The organism is Streptomyces sp. NBC_01689 (assembly GCF_036250675.1).
Classification (GTDB): domain Bacteria; phylum Actinomycetota; class Actinomycetes; order Streptomycetales; family Streptomycetaceae; genus Streptomyces.
The window spans coordinates 382,175-405,625 of the sequence record NZ_CP109592.1; the positions used below are offsets into that span (position 1 = coordinate 382,175).

Annotated in this window: 32 protein-coding genes and 1 pseudogene; 15 read left to right on the top strand and 18 right to left on the bottom strand. The window is 66.7% G+C overall.

Features of this window, described 5'->3' with window-relative positions; all coding sequences use genetic code 11:
* Nucleotides 1–354: 354 nt before the first annotated feature.
* The 5 genes and pseudogenes from OG776_RS01240 to OG776_RS01260 all read right to left on the bottom strand — a co-directional run bounded on the left by OG776_RS01240 (nt 355) and on the right by OG776_RS01260 (nt 3,919).
* The gene (locus OG776_RS01240) at nt 355–1,026 is read right to left on the bottom strand and encodes an HAD family hydrolase (RefSeq protein ID WP_148012029.1); all 672 of its coding nucleotides are present in this window, start codon (nt 1,024–1,026) and stop codon (nt 355–357) included.
* Nucleotides 1,027–1,050: 24 nt separating this feature from the next.
* Nucleotides 1,051–1,739 (bottom strand): annotated as a pseudogene (locus OG776_RS01245) (LLM class flavin-dependent oxidoreductase); the annotation flags it as partial.
* Nucleotides 1,740–1,829: 90 nt separating this feature from the next.
* On the bottom strand, nt 1,830–2,177 hold the full coding sequence (locus OG776_RS01250) for a hypothetical protein (RefSeq protein WP_148012018.1): 348 nt from the start codon (nt 2,175–2,177) through the stop codon (nt 1,830–1,832).
* 406 nt (nt 2,178–2,583) lie between these two features.
* The gene (locus tag OG776_RS01255) at nt 2,584–3,150 is read right to left on the bottom strand and encodes a type 1 glutamine amidotransferase domain-containing protein (protein ID WP_148012017.1); all 567 of its coding nucleotides are present in this window, start codon (nt 3,148–3,150) and stop codon (nt 2,584–2,586) included.
* Nucleotides 3,151–3,358: 208 nt separating this feature from the next.
* Nucleotides 3,359–3,919 carry a Dps family protein gene (locus OG776_RS01260; protein WP_329326305.1) on the bottom strand — a complete coding sequence of 187 codons (561 nt, stop codon included), beginning with the start codon at nt 3,917–3,919 and terminating at the stop codon, nt 3,359–3,361.
* Between the two features lie 606 nt (nt 3,920–4,525).
* Between OG776_RS01260 and OG776_RS01265 the strand changes: the two genes are divergently transcribed.
* From OG776_RS01265 to OG776_RS01290, 6 genes are all read left to right on the top strand, one after another.
* Complete coding sequence (locus OG776_RS01265; RefSeq protein ID WP_329323624.1) at nt 4,526–5,185, top strand: HemK2/MTQ2 family protein methyltransferase; 660 nt, start codon at nt 4,526–4,528, stop codon at nt 5,183–5,185.
* A gap of 40 nt (nt 5,186–5,225) precedes the next feature.
* Nucleotides 5,226–5,489 carry a CDGSH iron-sulfur domain-containing protein gene (locus OG776_RS01270; RefSeq protein ID WP_443077162.1) on the top strand — a complete coding sequence of 88 codons (264 nt, stop codon included), beginning with the start codon at nt 5,226–5,228 and terminating at the stop codon, nt 5,487–5,489.
* A complete protein-coding gene (locus tag OG776_RS01275; RefSeq protein WP_148012015.1) occupies nt 5,486–6,571 on the top strand; it encodes an iron-containing redox enzyme family protein in 1,086 nt (361 codons plus the stop codon). Before OG776_RS01270 ends, OG776_RS01275 begins: the two co-directional genes overlap by 4 nt.
* A 267-nt stretch (nt 6,572–6,838) precedes the next feature.
* Nucleotides 6,839–7,270, top strand: coding sequence for an SRPBCC family protein (locus tag OG776_RS01280; RefSeq protein ID WP_148012014.1), 432 nt, complete (start codon nt 6,839–6,841; stop codon nt 7,268–7,270).
* A gap of 145 nt (nt 7,271–7,415) precedes the next feature.
* The gene (locus OG776_RS01285; protein WP_187285842.1) at nt 7,416–7,589 is read left to right on the top strand and encodes a hypothetical protein; all 174 of its coding nucleotides are present in this window, start codon (nt 7,416–7,418) and stop codon (nt 7,587–7,589) included.
* Nucleotides 7,590–8,028: 439 nt separating this feature from the next.
* The gene (locus tag OG776_RS01290; protein ID WP_187285841.1) at nt 8,029–8,184 is read left to right on the top strand and encodes a DUF6131 family protein; all 156 of its coding nucleotides are present in this window, start codon (nt 8,029–8,031) and stop codon (nt 8,182–8,184) included.
* Between the two features lie 59 nt (nt 8,185–8,243).
* Here OG776_RS01290 and OG776_RS01295 read toward each other — a convergent pair whose 3' ends face one another.
* From OG776_RS01295 to OG776_RS01350, 12 genes are all read right to left on the bottom strand, one after another.
* Complete coding sequence (locus OG776_RS01295; RefSeq protein WP_148012013.1) at nt 8,244–8,522, bottom strand: gas vesicle protein K; 279 nt, start codon at nt 8,520–8,522, stop codon at nt 8,244–8,246.
* The gene (locus OG776_RS01300) at nt 8,519–8,746 is read right to left on the bottom strand and encodes a gas vesicle protein (protein WP_148012012.1); all 228 of its coding nucleotides are present in this window, start codon (nt 8,744–8,746) and stop codon (nt 8,519–8,521) included. The genes OG776_RS01295 and OG776_RS01300 overlap by 4 nt, the downstream gene beginning before the upstream one ends.
* A 3-nt stretch (nt 8,747–8,749) precedes the next feature.
* Nucleotides 8,750–9,553: a GvpL/GvpF family gas vesicle protein gene (locus tag OG776_RS01305; RefSeq protein WP_329318265.1), complete on the bottom strand. Its 804-nt coding sequence runs from the start codon at nt 9,551–9,553 to the stop codon at nt 8,750–8,752.
* Nucleotides 9,554–9,607: 54 nt separating this feature from the next.
* Complete coding sequence (gene gvpJ / locus OG776_RS01310) at nt 9,608–9,943, bottom strand: gas vesicle protein GvpJ (RefSeq protein WP_329318267.1); 336 nt, start codon at nt 9,941–9,943, stop codon at nt 9,608–9,610.
* Entirely contained in the window at nt 9,936–11,036 is a 1,101-nt protein-coding gene (locus tag OG776_RS01315) for an SRPBCC family protein (protein ID WP_148012009.1), read from the bottom strand. The genes gvpJ (OG776_RS01310) and OG776_RS01315 overlap by 8 nt, the downstream gene beginning before the upstream one ends.
* 6 nt (nt 11,037–11,042) lie before the next feature.
* A complete protein-coding gene (locus tag OG776_RS01320) occupies nt 11,043–11,954 on the bottom strand; it encodes a histone protein (RefSeq protein WP_329318269.1) in 912 nt (303 codons plus the stop codon).
* On the bottom strand, nt 11,947–12,216 hold the full coding sequence (locus tag OG776_RS01325; protein ID WP_148012007.1) for a gas vesicle protein GvpG: 270 nt from the start codon (nt 12,214–12,216) through the stop codon (nt 11,947–11,949). Before OG776_RS01325 ends, OG776_RS01320 begins: the two co-directional genes overlap by 8 nt.
* Before the next feature lies 1 nt (nt 12,217).
* Nucleotides 12,218–12,967: a GvpL/GvpF family gas vesicle protein gene (locus OG776_RS01330; protein ID WP_148012006.1), complete on the bottom strand. Its 750-nt coding sequence runs from the start codon at nt 12,965–12,967 to the stop codon at nt 12,218–12,220.
* A gap of 3 nt (nt 12,968–12,970) precedes the next feature.
* The gene (gvpJ, locus tag OG776_RS01335) at nt 12,971–13,444 is read right to left on the bottom strand and encodes a gas vesicle protein GvpJ (RefSeq protein ID WP_148012005.1); all 474 of its coding nucleotides are present in this window, start codon (nt 13,442–13,444) and stop codon (nt 12,971–12,973) included.
* A 33-nt stretch (nt 13,445–13,477) separates the two neighbouring features.
* Nucleotides 13,478–13,798: a gas vesicle protein GvpO gene (locus OG776_RS01340; RefSeq protein ID WP_148012004.1), complete on the bottom strand. Its 321-nt coding sequence runs from the start codon at nt 13,796–13,798 to the stop codon at nt 13,478–13,480.
* A gap of 261 nt (nt 13,799–14,059) precedes the next feature.
* Nucleotides 14,060–14,590: an Asp23/Gls24 family envelope stress response protein gene (locus OG776_RS01345; RefSeq protein WP_148012003.1), complete on the bottom strand. Its 531-nt coding sequence runs from the start codon at nt 14,588–14,590 to the stop codon at nt 14,060–14,062.
* The gene (locus tag OG776_RS01350) at nt 14,581–15,102 is read right to left on the bottom strand and encodes an RNA polymerase sigma factor (RefSeq protein ID WP_261994817.1); all 522 of its coding nucleotides are present in this window, start codon (nt 15,100–15,102) and stop codon (nt 14,581–14,583) included. Before OG776_RS01350 ends, OG776_RS01345 begins: the two co-directional genes overlap by 10 nt.
* Before the next feature lie 260 nt (nt 15,103–15,362).
* Here OG776_RS01350 and OG776_RS01355 point away from each other — a divergent pair, with 260 nt between their 5' ends.
* The 9 genes from OG776_RS01355 to OG776_RS01395 all read left to right on the top strand — a co-directional run bounded on the left by OG776_RS01355 (nt 15,363) and on the right by OG776_RS01395 (nt 21,876).
* Nucleotides 15,363–15,848, top strand: a complete 486-nt coding sequence (locus OG776_RS01355; protein WP_148012001.1) for an Asp23/Gls24 family envelope stress response protein — start codon at nt 15,363–15,365, stop codon at nt 15,846–15,848.
* Between the two features lie 65 nt (nt 15,849–15,913).
* A complete protein-coding gene (locus OG776_RS01360) occupies nt 15,914–16,081 on the top strand; it encodes a hypothetical protein (RefSeq protein ID WP_187285840.1) in 168 nt (55 codons plus the stop codon).
* Nucleotides 16,082–16,182: 101 nt separating this feature from the next.
* Nucleotides 16,183–16,494, top strand: coding sequence for a hypothetical protein (locus OG776_RS01365; RefSeq protein ID WP_329318273.1), 312 nt, complete (start codon nt 16,183–16,185; stop codon nt 16,492–16,494).
* 255 nt (nt 16,495–16,749) lie between these two features.
* Complete coding sequence (locus OG776_RS01370; RefSeq protein WP_148011999.1) at nt 16,750–17,235, top strand: DUF6286 domain-containing protein; 486 nt, start codon at nt 16,750–16,752, stop codon at nt 17,233–17,235.
* A gap of 796 nt (nt 17,236–18,031) precedes the next feature.
* On the top strand, nt 18,032–18,499 hold the full coding sequence (locus OG776_RS01375; protein WP_329318276.1) for an MSMEG_6728 family protein: 468 nt from the start codon (nt 18,032–18,034) through the stop codon (nt 18,497–18,499).
* A 190-nt stretch (nt 18,500–18,689) separates the two neighbouring features.
* Nucleotides 18,690–18,866: a CsbD family protein gene (locus tag OG776_RS01380; protein WP_148011996.1), complete on the top strand. Its 177-nt coding sequence runs from the start codon at nt 18,690–18,692 to the stop codon at nt 18,864–18,866.
* A 456-nt stretch (nt 18,867–19,322) separates the two neighbouring features.
* Entirely contained in the window at nt 19,323–19,811 is a 489-nt protein-coding gene (locus tag OG776_RS01385) for an SRPBCC family protein (protein ID WP_148011995.1), read from the top strand.
* A 49-nt stretch (nt 19,812–19,860) separates the two neighbouring features.
* On the top strand, nt 19,861–21,477 hold the full coding sequence (locus tag OG776_RS01390) for a phytoene desaturase family protein (RefSeq protein ID WP_329318279.1): 1,617 nt from the start codon (nt 19,861–19,863) through the stop codon (nt 21,475–21,477).
* Nucleotides 21,478–21,681: 204 nt separating this feature from the next.
* Nucleotides 21,682–21,876 (top strand): hypothetical protein, encoded by a 195-nt coding sequence (locus OG776_RS01395; protein ID WP_148014749.1) that lies wholly within the window; start codon nt 21,682–21,684, stop codon nt 21,874–21,876.
* A 951-nt stretch (nt 21,877–22,827) separates the two neighbouring features.
* Here the strand turns inward: OG776_RS01395 and OG776_RS01400 are convergent.
* Nucleotides 22,828–23,166 carry an STAS domain-containing protein gene (locus OG776_RS01400; protein WP_148014750.1) on the bottom strand — a complete coding sequence of 113 codons (339 nt, stop codon included), beginning with the start codon at nt 23,164–23,166 and terminating at the stop codon, nt 22,828–22,830.
* Nucleotides 23,167–23,451 lie beyond the last annotated feature (285 nt).

A 23,451-nucleotide genomic window follows, 5' to 3' on the forward strand; every position in this document is an offset into this window, starting at 1 on the left:
CATCAGGAGAGTGCGGTGTCGCCTGCCCATTCCCGGAGATCTGGTGGCGTGGTGCCACCCGGCGCGACCATTCCGCGCGTACACAGTTCCTCGACGACTCGGGGCAGCATGCCGCCGTCCGCGAATGACAGGTCCCATGAGGCATCCGTCTCGACGGATTCGACAGCCGGGGTGGAAAGGATTTCACGCATCGGGACTTCCAGGATTTCGGGTTGTGCCTACAAAGCCGCAATACAGCCGTGGGAGGGGAGGCTTCGGGTGCGGCCACCGGGCGGATTCCGTCTCAGGCGTGCCTGGTGACGCAGAGCGGTGGAGTCGTGCGCAGTCCGGCGGAGCACTTGCACCCGGGCCCGCTCACTCCCGATCGGCGAAGACACTGGTGTCCAGATGCTCAAGCAGGTCTGCGGGGTCTCGGTACACCTCACGTGCGCCGGCCGACTCAAGGTCAGCCCGCGGGATGCCTCCGGACAGTACCGCCACGGGTATCACTCCGTCCCGGACGGCGGCCTTCATGTCCCAGACCGTGTCCCCGATGAACACTGCCCGTTCACTTGCGACGCCGACCAGTTCCCTGGCTTCGGCGACGGGATCAGGGGCGGGTTTGCTGTCGGCGACGTCGTCCGAGCTGGCCGCTCCACCGATGACGTCGTCCGCGTCGATGGCTTTGCGCAGCGCGGCGAGTTCCGCGCCGCCCGCCGAGGTCGCCAGGACGATCTCCCACCCTCGGGCCGCGAGAACTCGCAGCAGGTCGGCAGACCTGTTCAGGGACGGCAACCGGTCGAAGTACGTGGCGTAGAGGGTGTGGTGGGCTGCGGTGATCTGCTCGTCGCCGTCGCGGTCGCGGTCGTCAGCGAGCAGATGGTCGATCAGGTCGCCACTGCTCAGGCCGATGGCCCGGTGGATATCACGCATGGGGACCTGGTGGCCGGCCTGGCGGAAGGACTCCCACCAGGTGACGACATGGAGGTGGTTGGTGTCGACGAGGGTTCCGTCGACGTCGAAGATCGCGGCACGCTTCGTGGTCATGTCGGTTGGCCTCGGCCCTTTCAGAGGTCGCGTGGGGCGGTGAGCAGCTTGTGCTGGGCCGGGTCCGGGACGTTCGGAGTTGACCGGCCGGCCGCTGCCGAACCAGCGGAACTGGTCGTGGGCGCGGGCGATTGCCGCGTCGCGGTCGGTGTCGTAGCAGCTGGGCCGCTGACCGACCTTGGGTTTACCCTCCTCTCCGTGCCGCTCGAACGCGGGGATCAGGCGCTGCTCGGGTTCGGTGGCGATTCAGGAGATCGGCGAGATGACCCGCAAGTCGGCACGAGCGGTCACCGGAGACGGCGACACCGATCGGCGGAGGCACGTCGGGCAGATCCCACCGCTTGGCGTTCTCGAGATCGAAGTGGACGCCGGGGCCGTTCAGTTCCTCACCGGCGAAGAGTGATCGGATGATCTCCACGGCGTCTTCGAGCATGCCAAGGCGTACGTGTGCAGCAGGCCCTCCGCCCCCTGCCACGTACTCGTTGAGGTTCTCCCCCGAGCCGAGGCGCGGACGGAATGCGCTCAGTGGCCTGCGCGGCGGCACGGAGGACGCTCCACGCGTACGGGGCGTGCCCTTGGCATTCCAGCGCGGGGAAGTAATGGTCGGACGTGACGGAGACGTCGAGACCCTCGCGTTCGGCGCCGACCACATGGCCTGCGAGCTCGCGTGGCCCGGCATGTTCGGTCATCATCGTGTAGCCGATATGGACCATGACGCTGACGCTCTTCTCCTCGTGAGTCAGCCGTGCAGGCGGTTGGTCGGCGGGTGATCCAGCAGCTGAAGGCGGTGACGGGGTGAAGTGTCATCGCCTCTTGGTCCGAAGCTGCAGATCGACCTCCTTCTCTTGGTCGCCCGACGCCGTGCCTTGCCTGTCGACAGCGAACGCGGCTTCCAGGGCTTCGCAGAGCAGGTCCACGTGGGCGTATCCGCCTTGGAGCGTGGCGGTGAGCTCACCCTTCAGCGAGGTCGACTCGGTGGGCATGCGGGTCTGTGTCGGTTCGAACTCCGCGGTCCACACGACAGGGTGATCTGTCGGCAGGTCCTGAAGCGGGGGGTCCGGGGGCTCGTCGACAGGGAACGCAGCCCGCAGGACGTCGAAGACAGTCGCGGCATCCTCTTGGGACGCTCCGGTGAGAGACACGGTGACCATGGCTGTGATGTTCCTTTCCGCTGGAGTGAGACGGTGTACTTCGGGTCCTCTGCGGAGGCGACGCCCGCCGCGAACGGCACGCAGAGAAGACCACCCGTTCGGCGGTGTCCGTGCGCGGTCTGATCCGCTCCGTGCGTGCGGGCATGGCAGCCCGGCCACGCTCCGACGGATCGGATCCGGTCAGCTGCCGGTGGAAGGACCAGCCGCTGACCCAGGTACCCACACTCATGACATGTCCTCTCGGGTGCCCCGCCGGCTGTCAACGGTCGCGGGCGACCTTCTCAGAATCACCTGCCTGAGGCCCCGCGGCACTCGGAGCGTCGGCCGTGCGGTCCGTCGGGCACAGGATGCTCCTGCCGCAAGGTGCCAGGCTCCGGGCCACCGTTCCGGCCGGTGGAAGGGTCGCTCAGGAGCCGATCAGGGCCGTGTTCAGGCCTTCGAGGAAGGCGTCGAGATCGTCAGGCGTGCGGGACGTCACCAGGGTGTAGCCGTTCGCACTGTCGCTCACGACTGCTTCGTCAACCCAGTTCTTGGCGCCGGCATTGCGGACATCGGTGCGCACGGAGGGGTAGGACGTCAAGGTCTTGCCGCTCAGGACGTCGGCTTCCACGAGCGCCCAAGGGCCGTGACAGATCGCAGCGATCGGGCGCCCCGAGGCGGCACATTCCTTGATCACCTCCAAGGCGTCAGGCTGCAGCCGGAGTCGGTCCGCGTTGATGGTGCCACCAGGGATCAACAAGAGCTGATACTCGCCGGGATCCACCGTGTGGAAAGTGGTGGTGGGCTCCACCGTCTCACCAGGATCCTTGTCGCCCACCAACGTCTGGACTGCGTCTGTGGTCTCGGCCGCGATGGTGACCTCGGCTCCGTCTTCCCGTAGCCGGCGGACCGGCACCAACAGCTCGTCCTGCTCAACACCGTAGTTGGTCACGAGTACCAGCACCCGATGACCGTTGAGGGGTTTGTCGGACACGATGACGCACCTTTCCTTCGTTCCAGAACAGCGGACGCGTCTCCGGGGTCACAGCCCAGCTCACCTTCGCGCGAAGGCCGGTGGGTTCTGATGTGTGTCTGCCTTCGCATGCCCGTCGCGGGCGCGTTCGTGCCCCGGATGCGTGCAGTGCCGCGTTTGCGCGCCAAGCGATCTCAGTCGCCTGGCATGCCCCGCGACTGGCTGGCTGTTATTGCGCGGCGGCCTGCCGGGCGGCTTCGGTCTCCGAAGCCGCCCCGGCGGTGGTGAGGGTGCCACCCATGGTCTCCAGGTGCGCCCGTACGAACCACTGAAACTGCTCGAGGTCGCGGAGCTGCTCAATCAGGAGGTCCTCGGTGACCGGGTCTATCTCACCGACCGATTTGGTCACGGTCCGCAGCTCTTCGTTCACACCGGTGTACACGAGGTTCAGCGCGCCGAGATGAGCGATGGCATCGGCACGGCCCACGCTGTAGTCCTCCCAGGTACGCTCCTCGACCAGCGTGCCCGGGGTGCCGTGGGCGACGCCCCCGAGGGCAGCGAGCCGCTCGGCAACATCGTCGGCCATGGCGCGGACACGGTCGACCTGGGGGTCGAGCATCTCGTGGACGGCGATGAAGTACGGGCCGACCACGTTCCAGTGGACGTGCTTGAGGGTGAGGTGGAGGTCATTCAGAGCGTGCAGGCGCAGTTGCAGCAGCTCGATGACCGAGCCGGCGTCCTGCACCGTGATACCCGGGACGGTGTAACGGGGGGCGGCCTCGGGGGGCATATCGATGTCTCCTGTTCTCATACGGTTGGCCCTCTCCCGGTACCCGTGACTCGTGGACACAACCACCGCAACACCATCTGAGCGGGACAGATCTCCCAGCTTCACCGGACGCGGCGCGCGGCACAGCAGGGGCCCTCGTACCGAGGGACCGCGGCACCGGCGGGCTACTCGACCCGGGGCATCCGGCGGGCGCGTCTTGGTAGAAGACCACGCCTTCTCCGCACGCCGGCCAGTCGTCACCTGTTCAACCGCCGTCACTCCGCGATGCCGACTCCAGCACACACCGATTTCGAGATCGAGGCGAACCATGCCCTCTGGTGAGCTCGCGGAGCACGGTGAACAGTGCGTTCCCTACGCCACACGCCCGGGTCCTGTGACAGGTGTGCGAGAACGGGTACACGGTTCACGTGATCACGTCGGCTCTCCTGCCGAGATCCCGCCGCTCCCCTTGATCCGCGCCTGCGGTCCGTCGCTCCTCACCGCGACGGTCCCCTCGGCCGCATTCAGGGCACTCGGTACCGCCAGTGAGTGCTCTCGATCAAGCTCGCGCTGCGGGCACACCACATACCGGAGGCTGCGGTGTCCAGTACGGCTGTACATCAGGACGTGCTCCCCACGGGGCTCCTGGCCCTGCCCGGTGTGTACCGCCCTCAGGCCGACACAGAGCTCCTCGCCCACGCACTGGCGGCAGAACGGGTTCGCCCGGCGGCGGAGATCCTCGAGATCGGTACTGGCACAGGCGCGCTGGCGCTCAGCGCCGCGGGCAGAGGAGCACGTGTTACCGCTGTGGACATATCCTGGCGAGCGGTGACGACCGCCCGCCTCAATGCCCTGCAGCGACGCCTGCCCCTTCGGGTGCTGCATGGGGATTTCACCGCATGCACGAACGGCCGACGATACGACATCGTCCTCGCCAACCCCCCTTATGTCCCAGCGCCGAACAGATGGCCGCCATCCCGCGGGGCGGCCCGCGCCTGGGATGCCGGCCCGGACGGCCGGCACGTCATCGACAGGATCTGTGCGAGCGCTCCTGCCCTCCTGCGGCCCGGCGGCATCCTGCTCATGGTGCACTCCGCCATGTGCGACGCCGACAACACGCTGGAACGGCTGTCTCACGCGAGGTTGGCTGGGCAGGTGACCGCGAGAGCCCGGGTGCCCTGGGGGCCCGTTCTCCGCGGGCGACGGGCCTGGCTCCAGAATCAGGGGTTCGCGGATGTGGGCGAAAACCAGGAGGAGTTGGTGATCATCCGTGCCGAAGCACTCTGACACAGCACCGGGAGGGATACCGACCTGCAAGGCTCGCCGGGTGCGGGTCGAGCCCCAGGGGCCCGTCCTCGTCGAGGGACCCGTGGAGATCGTCCTGGACGACGGCACTGTCGCCCACTCGGATCGTTTCATGGTGGCGATCTGCACCTGCCGCCGCAGCCGGACCTATCCCTGGTGCGACACAAGCCACCGGCCCCGCGCAAAAGCCGCCGACACCCCTCCAAGCCAAGGTTGCGAATCAACACGTGATGGGGACGGCACCTCTGCGTGCCGGGCTCCATCACCGGTCAAGGACTCTCCATGAAGCAGCCCACACTGTCTGCAGTCGGCCCTGCCCTGCCCCGGGGGCGTGGCGCACTGTCGGAGACCGTCATGGCATCGCTGCGCACCGGGATGCCGCCCTCATACGAACCGGATGCGGTTCTGAGCTCCGACATCTGGGACGAGGACTGTCAGCTCACGCTGTACGTGCTGTACGAACTCCACTACCGAGGCTTCGAAGGTGTCCCCGAGGAGCGGGAGTGGGATCCGGACCTCTTGCGCCTGCGTCGAAGTCTGGAGACCCGATTCCTGGCTGCCCTGCGATCCGCCCTGACCGAGTCGCCGCGAACGGTCGAGGAGACCTTCGCGCCACTGCTCGTCGAACCCGTGGACCTCTCCGGCAGCCTCAGCCACCGGCTCGAAACCACCGGCGAGCTCTGGCAACTACGTGAATACGCCACACTGCGTTCGCTCTATCACCTGAAAGAGGCGGACCCGCACGCCTGGGTCATCCCTCGCCTGACCGGCCGAGCGAAAGCCGCAATGGTCGCCATCGAGTACGACGAGTTCGGCGCCGGCCACGCCGACCGTATCCACGCCCGTCTCTACGCAGACCTCATGACAGACCTCGGCCTCGATCCCGCCTACGGCCGATACCTGGACCAGGCACCTTCCCCGCTCCTCGCCACCGTGAATCTCATGTCGCTGTTCGGTCTGCACCGCGCGCTGCGTGGCGCCCTCGTCGGCCACTTCGCCTGCGTGGAGGTCACCTCTTCCCCCGGCTCCCGCCGCCTCGCCAAAGCGATGCGCCGGTGCGGGGCGGGACCGGCAGCCGAACACTTCTACGCCGAGCACGTCGAGGCCGACGCCGTCCACGAACAGATCGTCCGCCACGAAGTCATCGGGGGCCTCCTCGCCGACGAACCGGAGCTGGAGGAGGACATCGCCTTCGGATGCGCGGCGACCGTCCTCCTGGAGGACCGGTTGGCCGCTCACATCCAAAGGCGGTGGGAACAGCAGGGCTCCGCCCTGTTCAGGCCAAGGGAGCAACTACTCCAAGATCGCTTCGCTGCCGGTGCAGCAGGCATGGTCCGCCGCGAAGGGGACACCACGGACCATGCCTGAACCCAAAATGCCCTATGCCGCGGTCGCTCGCTCGGTCCTCATACGTCCCAGGGCGGGTGCAGATGGCTTCTTTCCGGGCTCTCGGCCCCGGGTCGACAATGAGCTTGAGGCCATTCAGGGGCAGTGCCTGTCCTGACCCGGGACCGATGTACCGGGCCACGACGTCGATCCAGCGGTCACGACCGCCCGCGTGCGGCAGGTCGGTCAGGTTCCGTGCCCGCACCGATGGCCCCGCCGAAGCAGCCACACAGAGGAAAGGGGCCCCACATGTCGCAGACCGAGAAGTCCATCGACGTCGACGTCTCCCTCCGTGTCGCTTACAGCCAGTGGACACATTTCGAGTCGCTTCCGCACTTCTTGGACGGTGTGGAGGAGGTCACCCGGGTCAACGACTTCGTCATCCATTGGAAGACGAAAGTCGAGGGGGTCACCCGGGAGTTCGACGTCGAGATCACCGAGCAGATCCCCGACGAACGAGTCGCCTGGACAGCGGTCGGCGAGCCGGCATGGTCTGCAGCAGTCACTTTCGACCCTCTGGATGAGGTGAGGACCAGGATCACGCTTCGGCTGGATTACGACCCTCAAGGATTCACTGAGAAGCTCGGTGACAAGCTCGGGCTCGTCAGACGACGCGTCTCCGGTGACCTCAAAAACTTCAAGGAGTACATCGAATCCCGCAACCTCGAAGCCGGATCCTGAGCAGCGCCTCTGCGGTACCGAGCCTTGGCAGCTGGGGCCGACCGAGCACCAGGTCACCGTGCTGGTCTAGGCTTGGGCCTAGAGGAATTTGACGTCGCTGCCGTCACAGCGGCGACCACGATTGAGACTCCCCGGAGGTACCCGGATGAGTACCGGAGAACGAGCCAAGGCCAAGGCCGAACAGGCCCTCGGAAAGACCGTGCGGAAGTTCGCCCACGCGGCCCACAAGGAAACCCTCGCAGCGAAAGGCGCGGCTCTGGAGGCTCGGGGCATGATGCGGGGCGCGAAAGAAGGAGCGAAGCGGTCTGCCAAGGGCTGACCGAGGGCCGGCAGGCGCTGGCGGGGCCCCTCCTGGGCCTACGGTTCCGTGGGCAGGTAAAAGGACGCACGCCAGCTCCTTTCGACCTGCCCACACAGCAAACAGAGTTGACGTTTCTGGGCGGATCGGTTCGATCGCATCGCGTCATCGACTGTCCAGTTCCGCTTTCAGGACCTCACCGTGGCGAGCACGTCACGTACCGAAATGGTCATTGCCGCACGTGGCGGGGGATTTCATTCTGCCGGGCACCACGGATCAGCCGTCCCATCGACGGGACGGCGGGGAATCAGCAGGTCGACGGCCGCATGATCGTTGAACCGAATGACTCACTACGCGTGCAGGGCGGCAAGGCCCGGTTGGTCGGCATGCCCGCGGCGTTTGCGGACGGAACTCTGGGGGACTCGGCATTCAGGGGGCCAGCTCCCACCCGGAGGAAACAATGATCATCCTCGGAGTCATCCTGCTCATCGTGGGACTACTGACAGGCATCGGCATTCTCTGGACCATAGGAATCGTCCTGGTCCTCATCGGGGTGGTGCTGTGGATTCTGGGTGGTGTCGGGCACGCTGTGGGCGGCCGACGACACTATTGGTGAATCCTGGACACCGGCGGGAGAGGCGCCTGTTTGTCAGGGCGCCCTCCCGGCTGCCGGCGTTACCTCTGCGGCAGTAGCGTCCCGAGCGGCCCGAGGTCCAGATTCAGATCCTCCGGGCGCAGTCCGTGCTGCGCACACAGTTCCGTCATCCGTTGGTCGAGCATCATCAGGGTGGTCCCGATCTCGTCGACCTGCGTCTCGCTGAGGTCGCCCTGTTCGACACGTCGGATCGCCTGTCTCTCCATCAACTGCCTGAGGAGTTCGACCACGGTGAGAACCAGGCAGACGAGGTCCCGTCCCATCTCGTCCGAGTCGAGGTCGAGCCGGGTCCCGGTCACAGCGGGCCCCCGTCGCTCCATGGTGCCGGAACACGTTCGTTGACGGACGACAGCAGGGCATGGAGCGACAAACGCACCAGTGGGACGTCAGCGATGGCGATGACCACATCGCCACTGATGACGACCCCGGTCGCCAGGAGTCGGTCCAACAGGTCCACGAGAGGTACACCGATGGGGCCGCTCAGTGGTCCCGGATTGTCCCAGGGCACCGCATCATGCGTCATCGTCTACACCTCACCGACGAATGAATAGGGCACCCACGGCCCCGACAGATCGATGTCCAACCCAGTTCGTCTGCTCAACGACCGCGTCAGCTCAGCGAGTTCTTCGACGCGGTGATCAGCGACCAGGTACGTTGCGTTGAGGATCTGGCTTCGTCGTTCTCCGGAGAGTTGCGGCTCGTGGGGACGCAACCGCCGAGACGCCGCGGCGAGGAGCCTGACCTCGGCATCCACCTTCTCGGCCGCTTGCAGCGCTTCGTGCTGACTCCGTTCGCGACGCTCCTGCGCACTGCGCTTGCGGTCGAGGTAGGCGAGGCCGGCTCCTGGTGTCGGACGAACCCTCGCGCCCGGTTTGGCAGTGCGCGACGAGTCGTCCGCGGGGGGCGGTGGCGCATACACCTTGACGCCCCACTCGGCGTGGTGCGCGATACGCTCGAGCGCGACGTGAAACCGCTCCGACTCCTTGCCGAGCGCTTCGCTCACCCTCTGTTCACCGTGATACACCGTGGCCATCGGCACAGGAACGGTGGGGCAGGACGCAGCGGCCGCGGTGACGACGTCGTGGTGGGCCCGGGCGTAGCGCTCCAGCTCCTGCCGGTCGGCCAGGCGCGCCTGCCAGGCTTCGTCGGTGAAGTCGTGGGCTCTGACCGTCTGGACGATCGCCGTGAGTTTCGCCAGCGGCAATGTGCGTACCGGGAACTCGCCGGTAACCCCGGACAGCCTGTGGAAGGCTGACGGATCCGGATTCCAACAGACAGCGAACACATAGGTGGCGTTGGCGTCCGAACGCTCAGACCCGCGCTCCGTCATTTTCGTCTGTTCTCCTTGGTCCTCGCCGGCAGGGGCGGCTTCGTCCTTGCGGGTTCACTTCTCCGTCGCTTCGTCCGCGCTGTGGGACTCGAGTTGCTCCACCCGCTGCCGCAGGGCACGGTTCTCGTCCTTCAAGGCGTTGTGCGAAGCGACTGAGCTGAGCGCCGGGTCGTTCTCCCACCAGTCGATTCCGGCCTTTTTCGCCGTGTCCACGGAGGCTACGAAGAGGCGGATCCTGATGGTGAGAAGCTCGATGTCGAGGAGGTCGACCTTGATGTCCCCGGCGATCACGATCCCCTTGTCGAGAACGCGCTCCAGGATGTCAGCGAGGTTGGTGGTCTGAGGGCCGGAGACGGGGTAGGAACTCTGCCGGAAGTCGACGTCAGTCACGGCGGTGCCTCTGCCGTGGCTTCCTGGGCGCCTTCTCGTCCTCTTCGGCGTCCTCGTCCTCTTCGGCGTCCTCGTCCTCTTCGGCGTCCTCGTCTTCGTCCTCGTATCGGTCTTCGGCTTCCTCGCCCTCTGGTGCCTCTTCTTCCTCGGCCTCGGGTTCGTCCTCGTAAGCGTCTTCGTCTTCGTCTTCGTAAGCGGAGTCGGCGTCTTCCTCGGATCCGTTCTCGTCGTCACCCTCGGGTTCGCCGTTCTCGGCCTCCTCTTGCTCGGCTTCCTCTTCTTCGACGGCGTCCTCGTGCGACACGACGACTTCGCCGTCGCGGATCTCGCCCCGCCACCCCTCGGGCTCCTCGTTGGTGAGCGTGACGTATCGCTGGAAGTTCTTGAAGTCCAGGCGCATGCGGCGTCCTTGGGCCCGCCACAAGTTGCCGGTCTTCTCGAAGAACCCTGAAGGGTAGTACTCAACGACCAGGACGATGCGGGTCAGAGTGGGGCCCAGTTCGTGGAAGCTGACTGCTCCCCGAGTGGTGCCCTTGGCACCTTCGGAGGTCCAGACGATACGGTCGTCGGGGATTTGTTCCTGGACGGTCGCCTTGAAGCTGCGAGAGGACGGGCCGACCTTGACCTTCCAGTCGCTCCCGACCTCGTCGCTCCTCGAGACGTCGCGAACGCCCTTGGCGAAGCTGCTGAATTTGTCGTACTGGGTCCAGTAGTCGTATGCGTCCCGCAGGGGCACTCCCACATCGATGACTTCGATGATGTTCATGACCTTGCCGCCGCTGGCCTTACGTTTCCCCTTTCCTCCACCGAAGGCTTCTTTAACCTTGCCCACGACGTTGTCTTTGACGCCCTTGGCCTTTTCCGAGACGAATGCCTTGAGCGGTGAGTCACCTTGCAGGATGCGGGAACCAATAGCGGGGAGTGAGCCGGTCTCAGCTGATTCCGACAGTTTTCCGGTGACGTCCGTCAGCTTCTCTCCAGCCTTTTCGGCAAGGTGTTCCACCTGCGCGGAGAGGAACTTGGTCAACTCACCGCGAAGCTGATCCACCCCCGACGTTCCCTCTGCAGACTGGTCTTTATCCGTCTTGGCCATGACCGCCTACCTCCGTCGATCGGCGCGCTTGGATGCCGCTCGCTTCGACGATGTCGTCTTTCTGGCCGCCGTCTTCTTCGCGGGCGCTGACTTCTTCGCCGCCGCCTTCTTCGCCGGGGCGGACTTCTTGGCCGGCGCGGACTTCTTCGCCGCCGCCTTCTTCGCCGGGGCGGACTTCTTGGCCGGCGCGGACTTCTTCGCCGCCGCCTTCTTCGCCGGGGCGGACTTCTTGGCCGGCGCGGGCTTTCGTGGCGAGGCCTTCGCCGACCGGCCCCTCTCGCCGCGGCCGGAGGTCGCCTTCTTGGGGGGCGGTGTGGAAGCCGTGCGGGACCGGGGCGAACTGCGGCGGTGCCGCTGAGGCCGTGGCGCCTCTTCCGGTTCTTCCTCCTCGGGCTCTTCCTCCTCTTCCTCCTCTTCCTCGTCCCCTTCCTCCGATCCCTCCTCTTCGTACTCGGCCTCCGGCTCCTCTTCCTCTTCTTCTTCCTCTTCGTCCTCGTCCTCGTCGTCTTCGTACTCAGATTCCGGCTGGTCCTCCTCCTCGTCCTCCTCTTCCTCTTCCTCTTCCGGTGCGTACTCCTCCTCGTCTTCTTCGTCCTGGCCGGCGATCTCACCGAGGCGTGCCGTGCGGTCGCTGATCGCGCCCGCCAACGTGCTCATCCCCCGGTCGGCGGCGGCGGCCACCGCCTTACGCCCTGCTTCGAGGACCTCTCCGCGCAACTGCTCCTGCAATTCGGCGAACTGGGGAATCTCCCCCAGCCTGCGCATCCCCTCGGCCGCGATCTGGCGGGGCTCAAGGCCGAATCGCCGACCTGCCAGGTAGGTTGCGAGGGACAGCGCCAGCCGGCCCTTCTTCGTTCGCCCCAGCACGTAGCCGCCCACAACGGCGGCTGCAAGCGTTACCTTTTCCTTCTCATTCATGAGCGTGTCCCCTTCGATCGTGCGGTGCGGGAGCGACCCGTGCGGCATAGAGCCGGTCGAGCAGTCGTTCCTCTTCTCGTTCGAACTCCTCGAGGCTGATGTCCCCCTCCTCGAACTCGCGGTTCAGGAATGCCAGCTGGGCACGGAGCACGCCCGGATCGTGCAACTCGCGCTCTGCCGCTTCGTTGAGTTTTTCTGCCACCCAGACGACGCCGCGGACCGGAGCAATGGGGAGTGTGAGGATTCCGGTAATCAGCCCCATGTCAGACTCCTGCGGTCCGAACGCGGATGGTCTCAACGGATACGAAGCTGTAACAGGGCAGCGGGCCCGCGAGACGCAACTCGACACGTTCACCATGGTGTTTGGCGAACTTCTCTGCGGCGCTCATGAATTCGTCGCTGTGATCGCGATCGACGAGGAACGACACATTGAGAACGCACCCTTGGACGTCCGGTCCCGGGGCTGTGGCCCGTGCCCTGGGTGTGAGTTCGCGCAGTACGCGCCGGCCGGCTTCGGCGGCCCTGCTCTGCAGCGCGGTCGCGACGGCTTCGCCGAGCCGGACGTTGGCTTCGTAACCTGGTCGCCGGCGGGCCTCGTCCCGCAACCGCCGGACGGCCTTGTCCTCTGCGACGAGGCTTGCCAGCGCGTTCTGTGCCGGGAGTGCCTTGACGTTGACTTCGACCGCGTCGGTGAGATGTTCCAGGACCGCCATATGGTCCGTCTCGCGGGCGGCGAGCTGACCGCGCACCGTCTTTTCGTCCGGCGCCACCATACCGAACCGCATTGGCAGGACCGGCCCTCGGTCCGACAGGCGGAGCAAGAGCTCCTGGTGGGCCAGGAGGTCGCGTCGCCTGGCACGAAGGTTCGCGGGAGCGTCGCTGACAACGGCCGCGATCCCGCCCTGCCGGATTGTCCGCAGATCCTCGGCTGGGTTTCCCACACCGCGAGCGTCAGTCGGCAACGGCATTTCTGCCGCGGTGATCGCGTACACGTACACCCCGTCGACCGTCACGGCTCAGGCCCTCACGGGTCGTCGACTCGAACCGCCACGGGCAGGTGCGCGCCGCTTCCTCGGCCGCTCCTGCTGTTCTTCCTCATCCTCGTCATGGTCATCGTGCCCATCGGAGTCGCTCCCCAGGCCCCCGACCGCCTTGCGGACGGTGTCCCCGACGCTCTCCGCCGCCTTGCGGACCTTGCGCTTGCCGATGGACTTCGCGGCGCTGCCGCTGAGAAGCTCCGGGACGGTGGTGCTGCCGGAGTCCCGTTCCAGGTCGAGTCGGTTGCACGCTTCGGCGAACCGCAGGTAGGTGTCCACACTCGCAATGACGATGCGTGCGTCGATCTTGAGAATCTCGATGCCGACCAGGGAGACCCGGACGAAGACGTCGATCACCATGCCCCGATCGAGAATGAGTTCCAGCACGTCGTACAACGTGCCGGCGCGCGGCGGGCACGCCACTACCTCGTCGGAGTAGGTGGTCGCAGGCATGAGGAATCCTTCCGGTTGTCGGCAGAATCTGGGTCACTCGTCGGCGGATCCTCGCCGGTAGCGGCGGATCCTGCTGTACTCCATGAGTTCGCCGTCCTGGTCGATCTGCACCTCGTACGAGGCGAGAAGACTTGTCGTGTCGGGGATCCGAGGCAGCTCGAGGACGTCCACGACGACGCACCACCCCTCTTCGACGCGCTTCACCGCTGACACGCCTTCCGTCGGATGGCCGATCAGTCCCTCCAGGCTCCGGCAGGCAGCCCGCGCGGCTTGACCGGCGCCCCTCACGGACGGTGGGCGACGAGTGGCTGCCGTCGAGGGCTTCCCGGCGCGCGGCCGACGTTCTTCTGCCATGGTTACAAGTCTGGTCGATCTCGGGCATCGCGCACGTCGAGGGGACCAGACGGGCGCACCGGACGTGCCCCGATGTCGTGTGGTTGCTCGTGGCTCATCACAGAACTCGAAAAACGAGGGCCGACACCAGAGCGACGCGCTGCTCGCCCCGCCGCCCGCGAAGCGTCTCCGGGAAATCTGTTCGCGCGCAGTTGGCGCGCTCAGGATCCTCCGAAGGCGCCATCGGGGACGAGTGCGCTCGGTCTGTCGTGGATATTTCGCCTATGCGCCCGTGCCGTGCGTGTCGATCACCGTGATATCGACAGACGTCACCACGATGCCCAGGGCGCGCCCGGAGGCATCCGCCACAGAACGGCGCACCAGACCTGCCGTCTCAGGCAACGGGCGATCCAGACCAGCGCTGAGAGTCATGCTCACATGCATGCCCGCGGACTGATCGGCACGGGCCAGTCGGCAACTGGCGACGGTGACACCGGGGACGGCGTCTGCGGCATGTCGCAGGGCGACGGACGCGGCGCGCTCGGTGATCCGCAGCGTGTCCGTCCGGTCGTCCAAGAGCAACCACGGCCTCGGCCTGGCCTCCTCACGGACGAGGGTCGTGACGCCTTCAATGAGACGCTGCGTGCTCGGCGGGTTCCGATTCCGCAGGAGCCACGTCGCGGTGTCCATGGCCGGGTCGACCGCGTCCGCGGCCTCTTCACGCGGGCGATTCTCACTGCCGGGCGACGCTTCGGACATCTCGGAGTGACGGCCGATGGCCTGAGGAGGAGCGGGGTGGTCGTCTAGCGCCACGAGGCCATCATCTCCTTCAGCGACCGGCGAGCCCGGTACAGCCTTCCGCGGACCGTCTGCTCGCTGGTTCCCGTGACGTGCGCGATCTGTTCGTAGGACAGTCCCTGCAGTTCCCGCAGGACCCAGCAGACCCGTTGACGGGGTTCGAGGTTGCCCAGGGCTTCGGCCAAGGCGTCGGCGAGGGCATCCCCCTCGGCTGCCTGCGCGGGCGAGCTGCCCGCGCCGGCAGTGGGTTCAGCCACTGTGTTCAACGGTACCGGGGCCGGACGACGTCGCAGGGAGTTCAGACAGCGGTTGACGGTGATGCGGTACATCCAGGTGCTGAATGCACAGGCGTGACGGAACTCGGGCAGACGCCTCCAAGCGCTGATGAAAGCGTCCTGCACCGCGTCCTCAGCGTCCTGGGCGTTCCCGAGCGTGTGGAGGGCCAGCCCCAGCAAGGGCCGACTGTGGCGCCGCATCAGGATGGTGAAGGCCTGCTCGTCCCCTTCGCCGGCGCGGGTCGCCAGCAGCTCATCCGAAGCGGAGAGGAGTCCGTCGGAGGTTCCGGGGACAGGCGGCCCGAACCGAGGGGCGTCGCGAGCGGGCTTCCGCCGAGAAGGGCTAGTGCTGTGCGGCACGCCTGCACCTCCTCTCTGCTCTGGTACGAGTGCCCACCTCGTGAACCAGAAAGCCGTTTTCCGCATATATGTGACGAAACGCGGCTCAGGTGTGTCGAACCATGTGACGGGTGCCGCGTCGGCGCTCGCATCGACAGAGCGAGGTGACTGTCATGACGGACAGCCCCGACCGTTCCTCTTCCGGACCGGACGGCACTACGGAATCCGCGACCATGCTGAAGGGCCCAACCGGTGTCGGCACCTCACCTGAAACCCGAGGCCAGACCACCATCGCCGACGGTGTCGTAGCCAAGATCGCGGGAATGTCCGCCCGCGAAGTACCCGGCATCCACAGCCTCGGGGCGGGCATGACGCGCGCCATCGGAGCTGTCCGCGAGCGCGTCCCCGGTTCAGGATCAGGCGGTGTCAGCCGCGGGGTGAAGGTCGAGGTGGGCGAGCGTCAGGCGGCTCTGGACATCGACGTTGTCGTCGAATACGGCTTCCCGATCGTCGAGGTGGCCTCGGAAGTACGCGTCAACGTCATCTCGGCAGTGGAACGCATGACAGGTCTCGAGGTGGTCGAGGTGAACCTCGTCGTCGACGACGTGAACCTGCCCGATGAGGATGACGACGAGCCGGGCGAAGGTCGTGTCCAGTGACCTCCGGACGCGGGTCGGACCCGCCAAAAGAAGCTGAACACCCTCGAAGGACAGGTGAGCAGACGATGAGCACAGCGACAGTGGGGCTGGCATCCGGCATGGCACTGGGATTCGCAGGATACTTCGGTGGCTTCTGGGCCTTCCTCCTCGTCGCGGTCCTGGGTGCGGCGGGTCTGGTCCTGGGCCTCGTCCTCCAGGGCGATGTCGACATATTCAGCCGGCGGCAACGGTGAGCACCGTTTCACGCCGCGACGGACCCCCTTCGGCCGAAGGCGCCGGACATACGAAGGTCACATATGGATCCATACCGCCGGCTGAAGAACGAGGCGCGACGGTGATCCCTGACCGCGTCGTGGCCCGCATCGCCGCACGAGCGGCCGGCACAGCCCTCCACCGGATCACCGGCCCCGAGTATGCCGGCACGGACCTGGCCGCACCCAAGGCTCACGCGACCACACACGAGGGAACGGCACGCCTGGCGCTGACCGTCGATCTCCCATATCCCACGGACATCACCGGCATCTGTCGGCAGCTGCAACACGAGATCAGCGAACAGGTGGCCCATCTGACTGGTCTAGACATCAGCGAAGTGATGCTGACGGTGCGGCGCCTTGTCATCTCCGGGCTGCCGGCTCGTGTCCGCTGAAAACCCCATACGTCGGACGCCGCTGGTCGGTTCATCCGCAGGTCCGGTCGGCCGACCATCACCGACCGATGACGGAGGTCGGACACCATGACAGCCCCACAACAAACCGCCACGAACGAAAGAGCAGCCGGAAGAGGCCGCAACCACCCCGACAGCAACACAGGCCTGGCACCGTCACCGCGTGAAGTTCTGGGGGCGAGATCACCCCGCTTGTGGTCCGCCCGCCGCATCCCTGCGGCTCTCGTCGCTCTCGTCGTGTTCGTCGTCGTCGGCGCACTGCTCTATGACGTGATCGCGGTGCGCGCGGGACACCGGGCAGGTGCATGGCGAACCCGCCTCGTCGAAGAGGCGACCACGCGGCCGGTGGACGACCCCTGGCTGCTCGCCACGGGCGCCGTAGCCGTCATCCTCGGCCTGTGGCTGCTCATCCTCGCCGTCACACCCGGACTGCGCCGACTTCTGCCCCTGCGGGCACCGGAGGATTGCCGGGAACTGGGGGCCTGGCTGGATCGCAGGAGCGCTGCCCTCGTCCTGCGGGATGCGGCGATGCGGGTCCCCGGCATCAGCCGCGCACGGGTTCGAGTCGGACGCCGTCGCATCATCGCCCGCGGTGAGGTCGGCTTCCGCGACACTGCGACCGTTCGAAGTGAGCTTTCTCAGTCACTGCAGGAGGAGTGCCGAAAACTCGCGCTGGCCCATACCCCACGACTCACGATCCGATTGCACCACCGCACTCACTGACTTCGCACCGGGAGCCCGCCATGAACGGTCGATCCACCGTCAACCGCCTCCTTCTGGGCCTGTGCGGCGTGGTGCTGCTGGGGGGCGGCCTGCTGATCCTCAGTGCAGGTTTCGACCTCTACCACCGACTTGGGCTGAGCCCGCCCGCCGGATGGCCCGCGACTACGACCCATGACGTTCTGGTCAGCAATGCCGACCGTATCCGCTGGAGTGGCCAGGGCTGGTGGTGGTGGCCCGCCGTCATCGCCGTCCTGACCTTGGCAGCGATCCTGGCCCTCGGCTGGCTTATCGCCCAACTGCGACACCGCCCCGGCGCCCTGCACCTGGGTGGTACGCCTCCCCCCGAGAGCGTCGAACTACGAGGGCAAGCCCTCGGTGACGCCGTAGCCTCCGAGGCGCGCACTCTGCCTGACGTAGAGCAGGCCGACGCCCACCTCGCCGGACGGGCCACAGGCCCCCAGCTCCGCATCGCCCTCACACTGACGGATCACGGGCTTCCAGCCCCAGCACTCCAGGCACTGTGTCGCGGACCGGTGGCCCATGCCCGCGCGTCCACCGGGTTGCCCCGCCTTCCCATACACGCACTCCTGCACGTGGGCAGGCACAAGGCACGCCGTGCTGAATAGAGCGACGACAGCCATGTGTTCGGGCTGAACACCTCGCCCATCCAGCCGTGCTGTCCGCGCCGGCACCCGGTGGGAAACGCCCCGCAATCATCGAAATGGAACAGCGCGACGCCACCGGCCAGGCGGTACACAGGTGTCTGAGGGGCGACCAGCCGCGGTAGGTATCACGTGTGCAGACCTTTCTCCCCTATCCCGACTTCATGCAGTCCGCTGCGGTCCTGGACCAGGCACGGCTCGGCAAGCAGCGGGTCGAAGCCCTCCAGGTGCTGAGGGGCCTGACCGTGCGCGGCTACGGATGGCGGAACCATCCTGCGGTACGCATGTGGATCGGCTACGAGGAGGCCCTGGTCCGCTACGGTCTGGACGTGTGCGCCATGTGGACGGCGGAGGAGCGCGTCGACACCTGCGCCGCCACTCTCGCCACCGAGTTCGGCGTGTACCGCCCCGGCGCACCTGTACGGATGCAGGAACAGCTCGACGAGGAGGGCGAGCTGCCGCCTTGGCTGGGAGAGCCCGCCTTCCACCGCAGCCACCAGTCAGCCCTGGTACGCAAGGCACCGGAGATCTACACACCGTTCTTCCCGGACGTCCCCGACGATCTCCCCTACGTCTGGCCGATGTCCGACCGGACCTCGTAGACCCCGGTCCACGCCCCAAGCCAGCGCCCCGCCGTTCGTCCCAACGGCCTCCCCGCCTGAGGCCGCCGCCGCAACCCCTCTATGCCATGAACGCCTAAATAGTACTTTCTTCGTGAAACGCATCACATAGGGCGTAACCTGAAGTAAGTCCATTTTTGATTGTTCTCCAGCGAGACAGGGCGTGAGAGCTATGGCTGCGAACCAGAAGGCCAAAGCCAAGGGCGAACGGGCCAAGGGCAAGGTCAAAAAGGTGGTCGGAGACGCGGTAGGCAACGAGTCCATGGCTGCGAGTGGGCGCACCCAAGAGACCAAGGGCGACTTGCGCGCGGCCAAAGAGAAGGCCAAGGACGCGATCCGCCCCAAGTAGTCGTGCGTAGCGCCCGGGTCCGGCGGCCAGCCACATCGACTGGCCGCCGGGATGCGTATACCTCGAGGTCAACCCCAGTCGCCCCGCTCTCGCCCCATGCGGCAGCCGCCACGAACATTTCGCCGCCTGTTTACGGCGAGGGCCGCGCGACCGACCTCTGATGTGATCACCGTGGCTGTCCACCCTGTTTGTCTCTCCCATGCCGTGCCCATCACCTACCACCGCGACGGCGCCCGCACCATTTCGCACCCGCAAGCGCGCCCCGCCGAAGGCAGGACACCTCCACTTCCGGGAACACTCCGGTGTCCTGCGTGCAGGGCGGCCCGTGCACAGGCGGCTCCCCCTTTCGGTCCGGCGTCCTCGCGTCGGTCCGGCGTCCTCGCGCAGGAGTCCTCACCGGGGCCTAGCGTGGAAAACGCAGGGAGCGGCAGAACACTTCGGACGTCGGAGGAAGACATGGCCGTACGCCATCGGTTGATCAGAAAATCTCCCGAGGATGTGTGGGAGGTTCTGTCCGACGTGGAACGGTACGGAGATTGGGTCGTCGGAACCTCACAGGTCGAACCGAGCGAGGGACACTGGCCCCAACTGGGGGCCACGCTCCGCTACCACATCAAAGTCGGTCCGCTCTCCCTGGACAACCAGACCGTCGTACGGCGCAGCGAGCCGGCCTCTGTCCTCGAACTCGAAGCGGACAGCGGCTGTTTGGGAACTGCCAGGATCGCGATCGAACTACGACCGTGGGGCGAGCACACTCTGCTGATTTTCGACGAGCACCCGTTGCGCGGGGCAGGGGGCGCTCTGCACAACGGCCTGCTGGACGCGGCGCAACAAGTTCGGCACCGTGTGATGCTGGCCCGTCTGGCCCGGCTTTGCGAAGAGACCGAACCCCGTACCCCTCACCGCGCCACTGCGGCCCCGGAGCGGCTGAACAGCGTCGAGTGACGGGGACGGTGTCTGAAGGCGATGCCAACCACCAAGCCGGGAGTGAGTCATGCCTGATGCAGTAGTGATCGGGGCAGGACCCAATGGACTGGTCGCGGCGAACCTCCTGGCCGACGCCGGTTGGAGCGTGGAGGTCTTGGAGGCCCAGGACAAGCCCGGGGGAGCGGTTCGTCACGACCGCGGCGTCGACCCTGACTACACCAGCGACCTCTTCAGCGCCTTTTACCCCCTGGCTGCGGCTTCACCGGTTCTGGCCCGCCTGAACCTGGAGCGGGAGGGGCTGACCTGGAGCCACGCCCCGAAGGTGCTCGCTCACCCTTTGCGGGATGGCCGCTGCGCGGTACTCAGTCGCGACCTGGAGGAGACTGCCGCAAGTCTGGAGACGTTCGCCGTCGGTGATGGAGACGCGTGGAAGCAGTTGCGGGAGGTCTGGGAAGCTCTGCGGAGCGGTATCCTCACCGCACTGTTCACCCCTTTCCCACCACTTCGCGCAGGGGCTCGACTGGCGCTGCACCTGCGTGGAGCGGGTGGGCTGCGGCTGGCCAGGACCATGCTTTTGCCGGTGCGACGTCTGGGCGAGGAAGAGTTTCGCGGCGAGGGCGGTCGGCTTCTGCTAGCGGGCAACGCCCTGCACGCAGACCTCTCACCGGAGGCGGCTGGCAGCGGCGGTTTCGGCTGGCTCATGTCCATGCTCGGCCAGACCTATGGCTTTCCCGTTCCCGCCGGAGGGTCCGGAGCGCTCACCTCGGCGCTGGTCCGCCGCCTGGCGCGCCGTGGAGGCGTCGTCCGCTGTGGGGAAGAGGTCACCGAGGTCGTCGTCCGCGGTGGACGAGCCGTCGGCGTCCGCACCCGGGACGGTGAGGCGGTCCAGGCTCGCAGAGCGGTCCTGGCCGATGTCTCCGCGCCTGCTCTGTACGGCTCCCTGGTCGGCGGACAACACCTCCCGGGGCAATTGCTTCGCGACCTGGAGCGTTTCCAGTGGGACTTCTCCACCTTCAAAGTCGACTGGGCACTGACCGGGCCGGTGCCCTGGACCTGCCCTGAGGCCACTCAAGCAGGAACCGTTCACCTCGCGGAGGGGATGGACGCCCTCACCCGGTTCGCCGCGCAGATTGCCATGGGCCTCGTTCCCGACGAACCCTTTGCCCTCTTCGGCCAGATGACCACCGCCGACCCCAGGCGGTCACCGCTGGGTACCGAGTCCGCTTGGGCCTACACGCATGTACCGCAACGGATACGGGGCGACGCCGGCGACGATGGACTGACCGGAACGTGGGACGCCCGAGAGCAGGAGGCGATGGCGAACCGCATCGAGGCACAGGTTGAGCGCTACGCCCCCGGCTTCCGAGACCTCATCAAGGCTCGCCGCATCCTCGCGCCCACCAGCCTGGAGGGGTTGGACGCCAACCTCCGTGGGGGTGCCATCAACGGTGGAACCACAGCGTTGCATCAGCAACTGACCCTTCGTCCCACCCCCGGCACCGGCCGCCCGGAAACCCCCGTCCCTGGGCTTTACCTCGCTTCAGCCTCAGCGCATCCGGGCGGAGGCGTCCATGGCGCACCCGGCGCGAATGCTGCCAGAGCTGCCCTACGTCGGCGACGCCTCAGTGCCCTGCCAAAATTGCAGAGTCGTCTGACTCACGGCGACCGCCGAGGTCGGCACTGAACCACCTGCCGCAGCATGGGGACCGACCGCTCGGCGGCAACCGCGCGCAGGTACAGATGCCTGCTCCGCGTGCCGGCCAGGTTCATCCCAGAGTGGACCCCCGATGACGGATCCCTCCCCGATCCCGAAGATGCAGGGAGAGGAGTGTCGAAGCTCAGTCCTTGGACCGACGCCAAATGAGCCATGAACTCCGATGATGGATACATGAGTGCAGCGACTTTCGCCACAGGTCCGCCCCTCGGTTCCGCCGCCGCCCGTGGTGCGACCGCTTTGTCCCTGGTCCATCACCGCCACCTCCTCGGCAACGCCCTGCGCGCCGTGAAAGTGTTCGCGGGTGCGGCACTCGACGTGGTGATCCTCGGCGAGTACGGCGAGGAAGCGGGAGTGCGGCATCGCTAGCCGTCGAGTCGCGCGCCACTCACACTGGTGAGCCGCGTGTCCGACGACTTCGTGAAGTGCGAAGCCCGTTGATGGACCTCTGATACCTACCTCAGCTGCGGTGATGACCCTGCTCGGGATCGTCGTCGAGGGTGCTCCACCCTGCACCACGCTGTGCGGGGTCAGCCAAATCTCTGCGTGCCTGGGCGCCCGCAGCCGTGGGCGTACTCACCTGGCGCCGAGCGCTGCGCCGACTGCCGACGACGAATGCCGCTACCAGGAGTGCGACCAGGACGACGCCGAGTAGCGTCAGCCATAGAGCGCCCGTTGAGGAAAAAGCCAACGTGACATGCGTTTCGTCGATCATAGGCACCGCGTACCCCACACTGACATGACTTACCCGTCCACCTCATTGCAGACGGTCGGACGACAAACGCAACGGGGCGCCTCAAAGGATCTTGCCGATTCCGGCTGCCGACTGCCGGCGGCGGACGTCGGGGGCCCAGCATGGAGGGCGCTGTTCCTGCCTGAGAAGAGGGGCTCTCCGCAGACACGGCGGCCGTGAGATTGCGGCTCATTGCCTCGTCGGCTTCCTCTTCCCCCGGGCTCGTGAGCTTGGCGAGCTCCTTCACCATGGGGGGTGCGACTGAGCCTGCTGCGGATCTCCTCGGTGGCCATCGACAGCTGACGCGCATCCCGCCGAGTGGCCCAGGCAAGGATCCGCTGTCACCGGCAACGCCGCTGTCCGCGCCGACGTCGCAGCCGCCCCCTCAAGCCCGGCACGTACGCCCGGTCCACACGTCCAAGTCCCGGGACTGCCACAGCCGGCCCTTGAAAACCCTCGAAAGGGAACCGGGTATCGCCCGATAAGTCAGGCCGCACACGCCAGATCGGCGGCCTGTCCACCGTTCCCACAGCGGACCCCATGCACGGCTGCTGCGCAGGTCTGGCCCCCGCGCGCCGTCGGGCAGGTCAGCCGGCTGCTGCGAGCGGGCCGCCTGGCAGGAAGTCCTCCCAGCGCCCGGCCGGGAAGAGTTCCCGTGCCAGCTCCAGCAGACGTCGTGGCTGCCGCTCCAGCCCGACGACCGCCAGGATCCGGCCCGCGTCCTGGCAGGCTTGCCGCTGATCGGCCAGGAGGTGCAGGCCCGCGACATCTATGAACTGCGCCTGCCGCAGGTCCCAGGTCACTCCGGTGACGGACGCCGGGAGATCCTCGGTCCGCGCGAGCAACTCGGTCAGAGTGTCGAAATCGATCTCACCGCGGGGGGTGAAGACCGCGGCAGTGCGGTCGCCTGTGACGGAAAAGAGCATGAAGGACACCCCCTTCAGGGGGTCGTGAGCCCAAAGACGCCAGAGCGCGGCAAGAACGGCCCGGCAGCGATGGCGGGACCGGATGCCCGTGAAGGGGGCGATCCCCGGAACCCGTCAACCAGCCCCCGCGACTGCCAAGGGAGTAGCGGGACACCGATCAATCTCTTGTTCCCTCATCGTGGCACGGCGTTCAGTCCCGGGAACAGTGCTCGCGCGCGCGTCACCACAACAGGTGACCGGCTTCGCCAGCACGTTCGCCTGCTGCCCTGGTCCGCTCGGACGCCG